Raw genomic sequence first — 14,684 nt, forward strand, 5'->3', positions numbered from 1 at the left:
AAATGGGCTTCAAAAAAGCCATTATTCCCAAGAGTAATTTAGAAGGCATTCAAAGGCCAGAGGGTTTCACAATCATTGGCATGCAACATATTGATGAAATGTTCAAATACTTCTTTTAAAACAAAACCCCCACAAATTGTGGGGGGTTATTTTTGCATGTTTATTTGATTGATGAGGTAAGTGATGGCGTGCTTCTAGTATAAGCTGAACTTGCCTAAAGTGTTTATTTTTTTATACTCCTTGAGCATGACATCATAAAGGCTGATGTCCAGCGCATTGCATAAAGCAGCAATATAAAATTCTAAATTACCAAGTTCTTCTTCTATTTTCTCGCGGCAAGTTGGACATAAGCCACCTTGGATATGATCTGCGCGAAAATCCTTGAGCGCTTCGTATTGAGTGCCTTCAGGTAGTGGTGTCTTTGAAGCATCTAGCGATACACAACCACAGCTTGTAATTGACTTTATAACAGCCCTGTTGGACTTGGCTTCTGCATCGTTGATTTTGCTCAAGATATCCAATAAACTAGCATGTCTGATAAGGACTTCGTCTACCTTATCTTGAAATTCGTCATATATTACATCTTTCATAAAACCCTCCGATATCTGTAATTGTTCATCACAATTGAGTTATTTTTAGAATATTTAGATTAATTACATTTTACCACAGATTATTTTAAAGAAAAAGGAATAAAGTTCTAAAAAAAATTTTTTAACTGCCTGAACAAAGGTGTTGACAACGGTTGCGACAAATAGTAAAATATAGTTTTATTGAAAAGAATATAAAATTAGTGTATAATGGAAATAACATTACTGCATGGAGGTAGCTTATGTTTAAAATTGGTGATAAAGTAGTGTACCCTATGCATGGCGCAGGGGTCATTGAAGGAATTGAAGAGAAAGAGTTACTAGGTGAAACGAAGAAGTTTTATATCTTAAAGCTTCCAATCAGAAACATGAAGGTTATGTTACCGATTGACAATGCTGAGAACTTAGGTGTGAGAAAAGTAGTTGATATCAATGCATTCGGACAGGTTATGGATATTCTTGCACAAGATAAGAGCATTATGCCAGATAATTGGAACCGTAGATACCGTTCAAATCTCGAACTTGTAAAAACAGGTGATATTTTCGAAGTTGCAACTGTTGTTAGAAATTTAGAGATCTTGGATAGGGAAAAAGGCTTGTCAACAGGTGAACGTAAAATGCTTAACAACTCGAAACAAATCCTAGTAAGTGAACTAATTTTGTCAAAGGATTTAAAAGAAGACGAAGTAGTGACTTTAGTCAATGCGACAATAGGCAGTAATTAAGGGCGATGCCCTTTTTTTTTTGCTCATTTTGATTTCACAAAATTTGACTTTTTTGCTCACTATGTTACAATCAATATGATTGCAAAAAAAATAGGGAAAGGAGGGGTTGAATGATTGAAAAGATAATAAAATATATTATCACATTCGTCGGATTTTGTGTTGGTATCGGCTTTGGTATCTATCTTTCTGATTTTTTATATTTAAAGGACATTTTTAATGTAGACAAAATGGTTTACACTGTAATTACACCTGCTTTATTAGGACTTATAATTGGCTTTATGGCCTACATTTTTTCCAATTTTATGATTAAAACCAGCAAAAGAATGGTTCAATATGCTCAAGCTGAGCTTGAGAAGCTGCCACCACAAGATTTTTTCTTTGGATTATTAGGATTAGTACTAGGTCTCGTCATAGCATTTTTAATCAGTGGCTTATATGAGATAATTCCAATTCCAATGGTTGCGAATGCTTTAAAAATTCTTACCTTCATATTTTTTGGTTATTTAGGCACATCGCTTGCCCAAAAGAATATGAAGGACCCTACAAAATTACAAGATTGGGCTAGAAAAGTAAATGTGACAAAGCCCACAAAAAATTCGGTTGTTGAGGAATTTGTAAAACCGAAAATTTTAGATACCAGCGTCATTATCGATGGTAGGATCTCTGATATTTGCAAAACGGGCTTTATTGAAGGCACGATTGTAATACCAGAATTCGTTCTTAGAGAACTCCGTCACATTGCGGATTCTTCGGATGGTTTAAAAAGAAATCGCGGTCGTAGAGGCTTGGACATCTTAAAAATCATTCAAAAGGAAATGCCAATTGAAGTTAAAATTGTTGATACTGACTTTGATGATGTTTCAGAAGTGGATCTTAAACTGATCAAGTTGGCACAAAAGATCAATGGCAGTATTGTTACAAATGATTATAACCTGAATAAAGTTGCCACACTCCAGGATATTTTAATTTTAAACATCAATGAGCTTGCCAATGCCGTTAAGCCAGTTGTACTTCCTGGTGAAGAGATGTATATTCAAATTATGAAAGAAGGTAAAGAATCAAACCAAGGCGTTGCATATTTAGATGATGGTACTATGATTGTCGTTGAAGAAGGTCGTCGCTATATTAATGAAACGATCTATGTAATTGTTACAAGTGTTTTGCAAACCGCTGCTGGTAGAATGATATTTGCCAAGCCTAAATAATTTAAGTGTTTAATAGAGCATCTTTTTAGTAATCTTGCTAAAGAGGTGCTTTTTTTATACATCTTATGTATGGATTAGATCAATAGCCCAAGCTACAATTACACTTGATTTATAAGTTGTGACAATAAAGAAATGATGCAAGAAGAATACTAAAGTGTTCATAGATGAAAAGATTTGGTATAATTTATTTGTATCTTGCAAAAAAGTAAAATAAGGCGAGGCATTATTTAATGTATGATAATAATAGAGTAGGAATGATTATACCGGCAGCCGGTATTGGAAGTCGAATGGGTGGAAGTGTCAAAAAACAACATCTGATGCTGAAGGGTAAAACCATATTGAGAAGAACACTTGAATCGCTTGTGGAAGACTCTGTTTGCGATGAAGTCATTCTTGTTGTCGGCAGTGATGAAGTTGATGGTCTTTATGAAGTAATCACATGTGAATGGCATCTTGACCTTAAACTTAAGGTGATATCGGGTGGAAAGAACAGACAGGAATCCGTTGAACGTGGCTTGAGTGCTCTAGAAGAAGTTGATTATGTTTTTGTTCATGATGGTGTTAGACCCTTCGCCAAGAAATCTTGGCTGCCAGATATGATTGAGATATTAAAGGATAATCGTGTCTTAAAAGGGGTTTCAGTTGGAAAACCTGTAACAGACACACTCAAGGAAGTATCTGATAAGCACATTGCTGAAAAAACCTTAGATCGGGAGAAATTATGGTCCGTACAAACGCCTCAATTGTTTTTATATGATGCGCTTAAACAGGCGCATCAGAGCGCAATTGAAGATTGTTATACCGGAACTGATGATGCTTCTTTGATTGAGCGCAGTGGTGGATTGGTTAAATTGGTTTACTTTGGTGATGAAAATATTAAATTGACCACACCTTTTGATATGGTTATTGCAGAAGCGATTTTAAATCAAAGGGTGTAAAATTAATTTCGGATATAAAGAAAGAGGCGTAAGATGAGAATTGGAATTGGCTATGATGTACATCAGCTCACAGATGATAGAAAGTTGATCATCGGCGGTGTTGACATTCCACACACAAAGGGGTTATTGGGGCATTCCGATGCTGATGTGTTACTACATGCCATTATGGATGCAATATTGGGTGCCCTTTGCAAGGGTGATATTGGCAAGCACTTTTCAGATCAAGACAGTGCGTTTAAGGACATTTCCAGCCTAATATTACTAGAAAAAGTTGCTGAACTCATGCAGGCTGAAAACTATGTGATTGGTAATATAGATGCTGTCATTGTGGCACAAAAACCAAAAATGGCCCCTCACATAAGTCAAATGCGGGCCAATATAGGTCGTGTGCTTGGTTGTGAGATGGACCGTGTCAATATCAAAGCCACAACCACTGAATGGCTTGGTTTTGAAGGTAAAGAAGAAGGCATCTCCTCTCAAGCAGTGGTTTTGCTCAATAAAATTGAAAAGTAGTATTAAAAAAGATAGAAGGAAACATAGGATAGAAAAAATAAAATCGCACCAGCGATGACAATCTTTTTAAAGGCTTCTTCAGAAGCTTTTCGATTGATATGTTTTTGCGCTTTCTCAGAAAAGAAATTTTGGTTTTTTGAGGAAGTTATATACTTTAAAATACGTCGATCAGGGTTTTTATAAGCAGATGCTGCGAAGGCAGATGCGATAAAAAGCATGCACCCCATAAATATTAAAGCACCTTCAAGCGTAATTTGTGGGAAAATTGCCAGTAAACCTGAAAAAATACATGAATACACAACAATTAGGCCAATGTCTTTTAAAGTTTTTTTCATCTTAGGCTCCTTTTAAGAGATATAATACTTGTATTGTATTCAAAATCTATATAATTATCAACTATTGTTAATGGATTGTATTATCTAATCGAGTAAATCTTAAGGAGGTTTAAAATGAGTGAGAATTATAAATTTACACAACATCTAAAATGTGAATATTTTCCCTGCCATAAGGGGGCAGATCCAGAAACATTCAATTGCTTGTTTTGTTATTGCCCACTTTATATGCTTAAGGATGAGTGTGGCGGTAATTTTGCAGTAAATCATGGGATTAAGGACTGTAGTGGCTGTACGAAACCTCATGTGGGCGAGAGCTATGATTTCGTCATGAGTAAGATCAAGATGGTCATTGAAAGAGGATCAGATTTCTAGTATAATAGCGAGGAAGAAAAAGGAGGCATTCAAATGAGTGTTAGATTGAGATTTGCACCAAGTCCAACGGGATATGTGCACATTGGCGGACTGAGAACAGCATTATATAACTATTTATATGCAAAAAAACAAGAGGGTAGTTATTTACTTAGAGTAGAAGATACGGATCAGACCAGACTTGTAGAGGGTGCTGTTGAAGGTATGATAAAAGCAATGTCATGGGCAGGCGTTATGCATGATGAGGGTCCTGTTTTAGAGGATGATAAAATCGTTGAAGTAGGCGAATACGGACCATATGTTCAGTCCAATCGACTTGAAATATATAAGAAACATGCAGATGAACTCATTGAAAAAGGTCATGCATATTATTGCTTCTGTTCTAAAGAGAGAATGGAAACGGTTAGAGAGGCTCAAAAGGCCGAAGGTAAGACACCTAAGTATGATGGACACTGTAGACATTTGTCAAAAGAAGAAGTAACAGCAAAATTGGCTGCAGGTGAGCCGCATGTTGTACGCTTAAAGTTACCAGAGAATCGTGTGATTGAGTTTGACGATCTCATCAAGGGCCATGTTTCAGTCAATACAAATGATATGGACGACCAAGTCCTAATGAAGGCGGATGGTTTCCCAACTTATCATATGGCAGTTGTAGTAGATGATCATTACATGAAGATCACTCACGTTGTAAGAGGTGATGAATGGTTGATTTCTACACCTAAGCACCTTTACACCTATGAAGCCTTTGGATGGGATGCCCCACAGTTTGTCCACCTACCGGTTATACTCAGTCAAACTAAGAAAAAACTCAGCAAGCGTGAAGGTGATGTTGCAGTTGAAGACTTTAGAAAGAAAGGCTACTTGCCTGAAGCACTTATAAACTTCATCGCACTTGTTGGTTGGTCACCAGAAGATGGCGTTGAAATCATGTCAATGGAAGAGTTGATTGCTAAATTCTCTTTTGATCGTGTGTCTAAGTCCAGTGGTGTATTTGATGTGGATAAATTAAATTGGATGAACAATCACTATATTAAGCAATATGATTTAACAAAATTAACGGACCTTTGTAAACCTTATTTTATCGAATCAGGCTTTACTACAGAAGCATATTTTGAAGAAAATAAGCAGTGGTTTGAAAAAGTTGTTGAGTGCTTAAGAGAGCGATTAAATAAATTAGATGAGATTAAAGACTACTTTGGGCTTTTAAACGACAATCATTTCCAACTTGAAGATCAAGAAGCGGAAGATATGATTTCACTTGACCATGTTAAGACGCTTTTAGAAGCCCTAAAAGTAAAGTTTGATGAAATTGACGTTCTTGAAGTTGCAAATGTCAAGGCAACCTTTAAAGCACTTCAAAAAGAATTAGGCATCAAGGGCAAGGATTTATTTATGCCGATTAGGGTTGCGATTACTGGTCAGGTTCATGGACCGGATATTGCCTTACTCATCGAAATTATTGGAAAAGCAAATGCAATTGAGCGTATTGAACACAGTATAAATACTTTTTGTAAATAATATTTGATAACCTTTAAAGACTAAACTCCTACGAGTTTAGTCTTTTTGTGTATCATTAGTACTCATCTAGCTTTGAGCAAGAATTGCCAGCTTGTGAAAGTCGGCTAAGTGAGTACGATAACGACAAAACAGGGTATTGGCTTTAACGATAATGCAATCCTAAGATAAGGAAGTACATTAATAGTGAATGTTTTGAGCTTTAGATGGTATAATACTTCTAGGAGAAGAAATTATGGGGTTGAATAAAAAGATATTAATTGTTGAGGACGATTCATCACAACGCCAGTTGTTGGTGAAATGGATAGGGGAACTAAACGCACCCTATTCTATATATGCGGCTGCCACAGATCAAGAGGCTCTTGAAATTGCATTCAAAGAGCACATTGATCTATTTATCATGGACATAGAACTAAATTCTGAATTAAATGGTTTTGAGGTCGCCATGAAACTTAGGGCACTGCCAAGATATAATTTGACATGGATATTATTTTTGACAGTGGAAAGCAGATTTGAACTACAAGCCTTTAGAGAGGTGCAGTGCCATGCTTTTTTGGATAAGCCATATCCAAAAGAAGCTTTGCAGAATATGGTTAAAAAACTACTCGGTAACGTAGTGATCCATAAAGAGGTTGATCCAGACAAATTTTTGGTTGCCGAATCAGACCAAGTTCTGATTCGTATTAGATATGATGAGATTGTTTTCATTGAAGCCAAGGGGCGAGGTACAACGGTATATACCGTCAGGGGAAATTATCAACTGCCCTATAAATCCCTCAAAAGTATTGAGGCTGTTTTAGTAGAAGAGGAAGAGTTCTATAAAGCGCATCGATCTTTTATTATTAATACGCATTATGTTAAAGCCATTCACAAATTGGGTTTAAAGCAATACGAGATAGAGTTCTACAACTGTAAGTGGAGAAGCCTGTTGAGTCGAAAAAACAAAGAGGATCTTGAAACGATTATTGGATTGAGGAGGCGATAGTATGATCAATGAAATCGTAGGGACACTCCTAGAACTGTCAGTTTTTTTCTATGTGTTCTATAAGCTGTTAGATATTGATAGGTCAAGATTACTAAAATACTTGTTGCTGTATTTAAGCATGACGTCTTTGGTCGTAATTTCCAATCATTTCTTTTTAGGATATGGCGCTTTTTTATATGTGTTTACATTAATTTTTGCGCTTAAATGGTTTCTAAAAGAAAGTCTGTTTAAGGTCTTATTTGTATTTGTTTCGTCTATGATTGGCCTTTTGTCTATTGAAATAATTTTAATCCCGCTACTTGGACTTATCACTGAAAAGGAAGTGACGATAACGATTTTGGCCCTCTTAATCGCCAATGCTTTAACCGTTATACTCATCCACTTCTTTGAAGAAACCCTAAAAGGGCATGTCCAAAAATATGAAAACCGATACATCAACTTTATTGCTATAAACATATTTCTATATGCCTTTATTTATAAAATACTTTGGGATTATGACGAATCCATTGTTAGAGAAAATATGATTTACTTTGGTATTGCGATGTTATTACTGCTGATTGTGAATTATTTTGTTCATAGAGAGGTTGCATCCATCAGCGAACGTAATAAGGCACTTGAGGTGCAAGAAGAAATGAGAGAGACATTAGAACAGATGATACTTGAGATAAGGTCCAAACAACATGAATATAAAAACAATTTGACCACTGTCATCGGCATTTTGGAAACAAATGCACCAGAAGAAGCCAGTCAAAAAATTAATGAGTTTTTAAAAGAAGTATACACACATGACGCTTTTGACAGTGAGCTTCTGCAGATCGACAGGGATATTGTCAGGGCAGTCCTCTTTATGAAACGTTCAGAAGCGCATGAAAGAGGCATTGATTTTACCTATGATTGTAAAGTTTCTTTAAAAGAACTTTCAGTGCTAGATTATGAAGTCTCGCTAGTACTCAATAATTTGATCAACAATGCCTTTGATGCAGTGCATTTAGACGCGTTTCCAAAAGTGACTTTAGAGATTGGCTATGATAATGCCACAAAATGCTTTTTCTTTAAAACAAAAAACGCCGGACACAGTGTTGATCCAGCGAATTTATCAAAGCTTGCAGATAAGAATTTTACAACCAAGTCCGATCAGAAAAAAACAAGAGGATTTGGTCTAGCGACGGTTAAAAGCATTGCTAAAAAATACAATGGTCATATTGAATTGTATTTTGAGAATGCGGACATCGTCATTAAAGTGCTATTTTCTTGATGGTGGTTCAACTTCACCTAAGAATAGAAACGAAGATGTAGAAATGATTAGACCAGCCATAGCCACAAAAAATAAACCAATCGTATTATAAAAGCCTTTCATAACGGATACCTCCTATTAACAACTGCAATGAGAAAACAATAAGTGACAGTGTAAAAAGTTTGATTTGACCTGCATACAGTGCAAACACATATAAAAGCAAGGTCAATATTGCCGTCATGAATCGTTTAAGAGGAATTGAATTTTTATTATAATCATATCGGTTTAATGGGATAATTGGTGTGAATATGTATAGGATTATGAGCGATGTGGTGATTAATAGAAAAATACCATATGATTGGAGTGTGAAGAACTGATGTAAATAGAGTATGGTGGTGTACATGATAAACGATCCAAATAGACATGTGTAATAATTTGAAAAATGAAAGCCGCCAGCAACAAGTCTAATGCAACTGAAGATAGAAAAAGAAAAGATAAATGGGGCACTTAAGTTCATTTTGTAGTAGAAAAACCAAAGCAAAAAGAACTTACTGATTTCTCCCAAAAGGGTCTCAATTGCATAACGAATTGTATCTGTTTGCGAAGCTTCCAGATTACTTGCATGTCTCACAATATGCTTTGACATTTTTACTGAAAGTTGATGCAACACTGAATACACATCCTTTCAAAAAAAAAGATGATAAGAATCACTATCTAGGAGAAGAAGTGGGTTATGGAAATGCGACTTATCATCTTGTTTTTATGTCCTTAGCTTAACATAATTCTACTAAACATCAATAGAAGTGTAACGAAAGGTTCACTGGATGTAATGAAAGGGCTAAACTTCTCCAAACACTGCCAATTGAGGTTTTAAATTCCTATGATTTATGAGAAAATATTTTTTACGAAAAACCGATCAAATTCATTATGTTAACCTGGTAAAAAATGTAGACTTGATATAATTAGCATATTTGATATAATTAGAGCATATATATTTAAAGCGAAGATAGGGAAAAGTATTTTGATCACTAGATCTAAAGAGAGGTTCTATTGGTGAGAGGAACTGGTCGGTATCAAATGAAGTGCACCCTTGAGTGAAACCTGAATTAAGTATGGAATCCGGTGATGCGTTATAATCATGAGAGTTGGACCTTGTCTGAGCAGAGTGGAACCGTGCGAATGTGCACCTTTGCGGAGAAGGTTTTTTTATGTTAAAAATCAATGATGGAGGTACGATATGAAACTGTATAATAGTATGACCAAGCAAAAGGAAGAGTTTAAACCAATTGAACCTGGAAAGGTTAAAATGTATGTGTGCGGACCGACTGTTTACAATTTTTTTCATATTGGAAATGCAAGACCTTTTCTGATGTTTGACGCGTTTAGACGTTATTTGGAATACAGGGGTTTTGAAGTGACATATGTTCAAAATTTTACAGATGTTGATGATAAAATTATTAAGAAGGCAAATGAAGTTTCTGTGGAAAGCACAGAAATAAGTGAATTATATATTGAAGAATATTTTAAAGATGCAGATGCACTTGGCATTAATCGTGCGACACACCATCCTAAAGTAACTGAAAACATGGATGAAATTATCAACTATATTAAGGATTTAGTAGATTCGAATTTTGCCTATGAAATTGATGGTAACGTTTATTTCTCGGTTTCATCTTTTAAAGACTATGGTAAACTTTCCAAACAAGCTATCGAAGATTTAGAAGCTGGTGCAAGAATAGATATAAGTGAAGAAAAGAGAAATCCAATGGATTTTGCACTTTGGAAAAAGAAAAAAGAGGGTGAACCTGCATGGGAGAGTCCTTGGGGTGAAGGTAGACCAGGCTGGCATATTGAATGTTCAGTTATGAGTACTAAGTATCTTGGTGAGACCATAGACATTCATGCAGGCGGCCAAGATCTAATTTTCCCTCATCATGAGAATGAAATCGCACAAAGTGAAGCAAAAACAGGTAAAACCTATGTTAACTATTGGATGCACAATGGTTATATCAATATTGAAAATCAAAAGATGTCTAAATCTTTAAACAATTTTTTCACAACGAGAGAAATCCTAGAAGCTTTTGATGCGGATGTCATTCGATTTTTCATGCTGTCGGCTCACTATAGAAATCCAATCAATTTTAGTAGAGAATTGCTCGAAAGCGCTAAAAATGGTTTAGACCGTCTCTATACTTTAAAAGATAATTTAGACTATCTCATAGAGAATGCTGTAGAGGCTGACCTCAATGAGGCTGAAGAGAATACCTTGGTCGAAGTAGAGCGTTTTAAAGTTAAGTTTATTGATGCTATGGATGATGATTTTAATACGGCAGATGGTATTGCTGCGATTTTCGAATTAACGCGTTATTTAAATACCGAAGCAAAAGCAACTTCTTCAAAAGCCTTTCTCCAAAAGTCAAAACAGGTGTTTGAAGAACTCACCAATGTCCTAGGGATTGTACAAAAGGAAAAAGAGTCTATCGATGCGCAAATTGAAGCTTTAATTGCAAAAAGACAAGAGGCTCGAAAAAACAAGGACTTTGCTTTATCAGATCAAATTAGAGATGAACTAAAGCAACAGGGCATTATATTAGAAGATACACCTCAAGGGGTGAAATGGCATAGAGAGTCATAGGAGATTTGGATGAATGAATTTTTAGAAGCGTTGGCGCTCAAAGAATTAAAGCAAATGGATGTTCAGATGTTGAACCCTTTAAAATTAGCATACCTCGGCGATGCGGTTTATGAAGCTTACATTCGAACCTACATTATTTCAAAGTTTACCATGACCCCCAATGAAATGTCTAAACTGGCTGTAAAATATGTCAAGGCATCTGCTCAAGCAAAAATTGCTTTGACCCTTCAATCTGAGTTGACGGAGGAGGAGTGGACCATCATTAAGCGAGGCCGAAATCAGAAGTCTGGCAGTGTTCCTAAAAACGCAGTCTTGAGTGATTACAAGTATGCAACTGGCTTTGAGGCCTTAATTGGCTATTTGTACCTTGTGGGTAATAAGGATAGAGTTTATGAACTTATTTCAAGGGCCATTTCAATAATTGAGTCACCAGATGTTGACGAAAAAACGGAGGATGCGACTATTGAATAGCGCAAACTAAAGTAGATAAAGGTAGAGTGAAATTATGAAGATGAATGGAAGAGAAAAAATACTTTTAATAAGTGTGATATTGTTGCTAATGGTCATCAGTGTGAAATCAGTGGCCTTTGACGCCTTTAAGCCAAGTACTGATTCAGAAAAAAGTATGGTGGTTGAGGCTGAACAATTTATCGATCAAAAGCATGATGGTTTTTTATACACGTCACACTTGTTGTCAACACGAATTATTGAAGTGGCAAAAACTGATGAAGGTTTAACCAAAGTTCACTATCGCAGATATGTTCTCTATCTGTTCCCTTTTGGTGATGAATATCAGGATATAGAAGAGTAGGAGGAAGCTGATGAAAGTAGTGATAATTGCGCATACACCAGACATTGAGAAAGTTGTGGCTTCTGCAGCCAAGCTTTGTTATTCACCAGTTGGCGTAGAAGAAATATCAGAATCAATGGCTGACGATCAAGCCAATTCTTTTTTAGAGAAGCTAATGACATTTGGACATTATTCGCCTCTTGAACATGCGAGTTTTACATTTGCAGTAGAGGGTGTCAGTAGGGTCTTGACACATCAACTTGTAAGACACAGAATTGCTTCGTATTCTCAGCAATCACAGCGATATGTTAAACTGGATCAGTTTGAATATATTATACCGCCTGCAATTGAAGCGAATGAAGATGCAAGAGCTCTCTTTGTTGAAGCAATGCAAGCAGACCAAGCTGCCTATGATGCTTTGACAGATATTTTAGAGGCATCGTTAATAGAAACTTATCTGGGCGAAGGCATGACTGAGAAAAAAGCAAAAGCTGCTGCTGAAAAGAAGGCTATTGAAGATGCGCGCTTTGTGTTTCCAAATGCATGTGAAACTAAGATTGTCCTCACCATGAATTTGAGATCCCTTCATAACTTTTTCGAACACCGTTGCTGTGAGCGTGCCCAATGGGAAATTAGGGCTCTAGCAACGGAGATGCTTAAGCAAGTTAAAGGGGTTGCACCAACATTATTTGCAAATAGTGGACCATCGTGTGTAAGCGGTCCTTGTAAAGAAGGTAAAATGACTTGTGGGAAAAGCGTTGAGGTAAGAGCCTTGTTTAATGCCCTATGATTTAAGTGAACAACTATAAATTTAGTAAGTTACGATAGCATAAGATGGTTTATATAAAATATGCAAATAAATATAAACTGTGATGCAGTTTTATTGAATAAGAAAGGATCTTTGGAATGGAAGATATCATTTTTGGACGTAATCCCGTATTAGAAGCTTTGGAAGCTGGGAGAGATATCAATAAGTTAATTATTTTAGAGGGTTCAAGAGATAAAGTCCTTCAAAAGATAATCAATGAAGCAAAAGCAAAACGTATTGTGATTCAATTTTCCGAGAGAAAGATCTTGGATCGTGCTGCAGAGGGTGAAAGTCATCAGGGTGTTATTGCTTATGTTGCAGCCTATCAATATTTTGAAATTGAAGACATATTAGAAGTGGCTAAAAGCAAGGGTGAAGACCCATTTGTGATCATCTGTGATGAAATCAATGACCCTCATAATCTAGGGAGTATTATAAGAACTGCTGATGCTGTAGGCGCGCATGGTGTGATCATTCCCAAGCGAAGAAGTGCGGCACTAAATCAAACGGTGGCAAAAACGTCGGTTGGCGCTATTGAATATGTTAAGGTGGCAAGGGTTACAAATATTGCTGTAACAATAGACCAACTCAAGGAAATGGGTTTTTGGATTGTGGGGACAGATATGTCTAATCAAACCTATTATGAAGCAAATCTCACTGGTAGCATTGGTGTTGTTGTAGGCAATGAAGGAAAGGGTATGAGCAGACTTGTTAAAGAGAAATGCGATTTTGTGGTCTCTATACCAATGAATGGTCATGTGGATTCATTGAACGCTTCGGTTGCGTCTGGCATAGTGATGTATGAGGTACTTAGACAAAGGAGAATATCAAAAAAATAATTTGGTAATTGAGTGCTTTATATAAGAAGAAAAAATAAGTTTTTAATAACCCCTCATTATTTCTTTAATGTGGAAGTGACATATTAAACTTAAAAGTCTGATTAAATGAACTGCTTGACGTTAGGAATATTAATAATATATAATATTTTTGTGAGTTTAGATGTGGATAATTGCAAAAACAGAATAAAATGGATTTGTAGGCATATGGAGGATTTCTGAATGGAGCGACTAATAATTACAGACAGACCCAGTTACGATTTTTCGAGCGAAGAAATTCTTGTAGAACTTGCAAAAAAAGGTGATTCTAAAGCCCAGGAAGAACTCATCAAAAAATATAAAAATTTTGTGAGATCGAAGGCAAGAACTTATTTTCTGATTGGCGCAGACCGTGAGGATATCATACAAGAGGGAATGATTGGTCTTTTTAAGGCGATTCGTGACTATCAACCTGATAAAATCTCCTCTTTCAGAACCTTTGCAGAACTTTGTATTAAACGTCAGATGATAACGGCAATTAAAACGGCTACTCGGCAAAAACATATTCCGCTGAATTCATATGTTTCATTGAATAAGCCGATTTTTGATGAAGAATCTGATCGTTCCATGTATGAGATGATTACCAACAGCAAGGAGCTGGATCCAGAGCATTTGGTGATTAGGAAAGAAGAAATTGATATGATTGAAGCCAAAATGGGAGAGGTTCTTAGTGATCTTGAATGGCAGGTCCTTAACTCATATTTAGATGGACAAACCTATCAGGAAATTGCAATTCAGATGAATCGCCATGTAAAATCAATTGACAATGCCCTTCAACGCGTTAAAAAGAAGTTGGAAAAGTTTCTAGAAGACAAAAACTGAAGTACAGGGTTTTTTAATGAATTATAGACATATAAAAACAAAGTTTAGAGATTGATGTTCATAAATAAATGCATGGCATTTATTTAATATATACGAAATTGTTTCTCTGTCTTAAAGCTTGATACATAATCCTGAAAGGGTTTAGATGGAATCTGTTTAAGCAAAAAGCGATTTCAAAATATACTATTATATAAGGGAGGATTACTCAAAATGGCAAAGCAAAAATTTGAAAGAAATAAGCCGCATTGTAATATCGGAACAATTGGTCACGTTGACCACGGTAAAACAACTTTAACAGCAGCAATTACAAAAGTATTATTCGAGAAATACGCATTAGGACAAAAAGTA

At 35.9% G+C, this 14,684-nt stretch carries 18 protein-coding genes; 15 read left to right on the forward strand and 3 right to left on the reverse strand.

Annotated elements, in window-relative coordinates; genetic code table 11:
- Nucleotides 1–194: 194 nt before the first annotated feature.
- Nucleotides 195–590: a nucleoside triphosphate pyrophosphohydrolase family protein gene (locus tag AC220I_RS09365; protein ID WP_486723559.1), complete on the reverse strand. Its 396-nt coding sequence runs from the start codon at nucleotides 588–590 to the stop codon at nucleotides 195–197.
- Nucleotides 591–829: 239 nt separating this feature from the next.
- Here AC220I_RS09365 and AC220I_RS09370 point away from each other — a divergent pair, with 239 nt between their 5' ends.
- The 4 genes from AC220I_RS09370 (at nucleotide 830) to ispF (ending at nucleotide 3,968) form a co-directional block, all read left to right on the forward strand.
- Nucleotides 830–1,312: a CarD family transcriptional regulator gene (locus tag AC220I_RS09370; RefSeq protein ID WP_486723560.1), complete on the forward strand. Its 483-nt coding sequence runs from the start codon at nucleotides 830–832 to the stop codon at nucleotides 1,310–1,312.
- Between the two features lie 110 nt (nucleotides 1,313–1,422).
- Nucleotides 1,423–2,517, forward strand: a complete 1,095-nt coding sequence (locus tag AC220I_RS09375) for a PIN/TRAM domain-containing protein (RefSeq protein WP_486723561.1) — start codon at nucleotides 1,423–1,425, stop codon at nucleotides 2,515–2,517.
- A gap of 230 nt (nucleotides 2,518–2,747) precedes the next feature.
- The gene (gene ispD / locus AC220I_RS09380) at nucleotides 2,748–3,455 is read left to right on the forward strand and encodes a 2-C-methyl-D-erythritol 4-phosphate cytidylyltransferase (RefSeq protein ID WP_486723562.1); all 708 of its coding nucleotides are present in this window, start codon (nucleotides 2,748–2,750) and stop codon (nucleotides 3,453–3,455) included.
- Nucleotides 3,456–3,488: 33 nt separating this feature from the next.
- Entirely contained in the window at nucleotides 3,489–3,968 is a 480-nt protein-coding gene (ispF, locus tag AC220I_RS09385; RefSeq protein WP_486723563.1) for a 2-C-methyl-D-erythritol 2,4-cyclodiphosphate synthase, read from the forward strand.
- A 2-nt stretch (nucleotides 3,969–3,970) separates the two neighbouring features.
- Here ispF and AC220I_RS09390 read toward each other — a convergent pair whose 3' ends face one another.
- The gene (locus AC220I_RS09390; protein ID WP_486723564.1) at nucleotides 3,971–4,303 is read right to left on the reverse strand and encodes a hypothetical protein; all 333 of its coding nucleotides are present in this window, start codon (nucleotides 4,301–4,303) and stop codon (nucleotides 3,971–3,973) included.
- Nucleotides 4,304–4,417: 114 nt separating this feature from the next.
- Between AC220I_RS09390 and AC220I_RS09395 the strand changes: the two genes are divergently transcribed.
- The 4 genes from AC220I_RS09395 to AC220I_RS09410 all read left to right on the forward strand — a co-directional run bounded on the left by AC220I_RS09395 (nucleotide 4,418) and on the right by AC220I_RS09410 (nucleotide 8,427).
- Nucleotides 4,418–4,675, forward strand: coding sequence for a cysteine-rich small domain-containing protein (locus tag AC220I_RS09395; protein WP_486723565.1), 258 nt, complete (start codon nucleotides 4,418–4,420; stop codon nucleotides 4,673–4,675).
- Nucleotides 4,676–4,708: 33 nt separating this feature from the next.
- Nucleotides 4,709–6,190, forward strand: a complete 1,482-nt coding sequence (gene gltX, locus AC220I_RS09400; protein ID WP_486723566.1) for a glutamate--tRNA ligase — start codon at nucleotides 4,709–4,711, stop codon at nucleotides 6,188–6,190.
- Between the two features lie 232 nt (nucleotides 6,191–6,422).
- Nucleotides 6,423–7,172, forward strand: a complete 750-nt coding sequence (locus tag AC220I_RS09405) for a LytR/AlgR family response regulator transcription factor (protein ID WP_486723567.1) — start codon at nucleotides 6,423–6,425, stop codon at nucleotides 7,170–7,172.
- A gap of 1 nt (nucleotide 7,173) precedes the next feature.
- Nucleotides 7,174–8,427, forward strand: coding sequence for a sensor histidine kinase (locus tag AC220I_RS09410; RefSeq protein WP_486723568.1), 1,254 nt, complete (start codon nucleotides 7,174–7,176; stop codon nucleotides 8,425–8,427).
- A gap of 85 nt (nucleotides 8,428–8,512) precedes the next feature.
- On the opposite strand, the gene AC220I_RS09415 is transcribed toward AC220I_RS09410, so the two are convergent.
- Nucleotides 8,513–9,052, reverse strand: coding sequence for an accessory gene regulator B family protein (locus AC220I_RS09415; protein ID WP_486723569.1), 540 nt, complete (start codon nucleotides 9,050–9,052; stop codon nucleotides 8,513–8,515).
- Nucleotides 9,053–9,643: 591 nt separating this feature from the next.
- On the opposite strand from AC220I_RS09415, the gene cysS reads away from it, so the two are divergent.
- From cysS to AC220I_RS09450, 7 genes are all read left to right on the forward strand, one after another.
- Nucleotides 9,644–11,041, forward strand: coding sequence for a cysteine--tRNA ligase (gene cysS / locus AC220I_RS09420; RefSeq protein WP_486723570.1), 1,398 nt, complete (start codon nucleotides 9,644–9,646; stop codon nucleotides 11,039–11,041).
- Nucleotides 11,042–11,050: 9 nt separating this feature from the next.
- Nucleotides 11,051–11,512, forward strand: a complete 462-nt coding sequence (locus tag AC220I_RS09425) for a Mini-ribonuclease 3 (RefSeq protein WP_486723571.1) — start codon at nucleotides 11,051–11,053, stop codon at nucleotides 11,510–11,512.
- Nucleotides 11,513–11,546: 34 nt separating this feature from the next.
- Nucleotides 11,547–11,852 (forward strand): hypothetical protein, encoded by a 306-nt coding sequence (locus tag AC220I_RS09430; RefSeq protein WP_486723572.1) that lies wholly within the window; start codon nucleotides 11,547–11,549, stop codon nucleotides 11,850–11,852.
- Nucleotides 11,853–11,859: 7 nt separating this feature from the next.
- Nucleotides 11,860–12,621, forward strand: a complete 762-nt coding sequence (thyX, locus tag AC220I_RS09435; RefSeq protein ID WP_486723575.1) for an FAD-dependent thymidylate synthase — start codon at nucleotides 11,860–11,862, stop codon at nucleotides 12,619–12,621.
- A 116-nt stretch (nucleotides 12,622–12,737) separates the two neighbouring features.
- On the forward strand, nucleotides 12,738–13,478 hold the full coding sequence (gene rlmB / locus AC220I_RS09440) for a 23S rRNA (guanosine(2251)-2'-O)-methyltransferase RlmB (protein ID WP_486723573.1): 741 nt from the start codon (nucleotides 12,738–12,740) through the stop codon (nucleotides 13,476–13,478).
- Between the two features lie 219 nt (nucleotides 13,479–13,697).
- Nucleotides 13,698–14,336, forward strand: a complete 639-nt coding sequence (gene sigH / locus AC220I_RS09445; RefSeq protein WP_486723574.1) for an RNA polymerase sporulation sigma factor SigH — start codon at nucleotides 13,698–13,700, stop codon at nucleotides 14,334–14,336.
- A 210-nt stretch (nucleotides 14,337–14,546) separates the two neighbouring features.
- Nucleotides 14,547–14,684, forward strand: a 138-nt coding sequence (locus tag AC220I_RS09450; RefSeq protein WP_486723576.1) for a GTP-binding protein, incomplete at its 3' end; no start/stop codon positions are given.

The sequence above is a fragment of the Fusibacter sp. genome, from assembly GCF_057447755.1.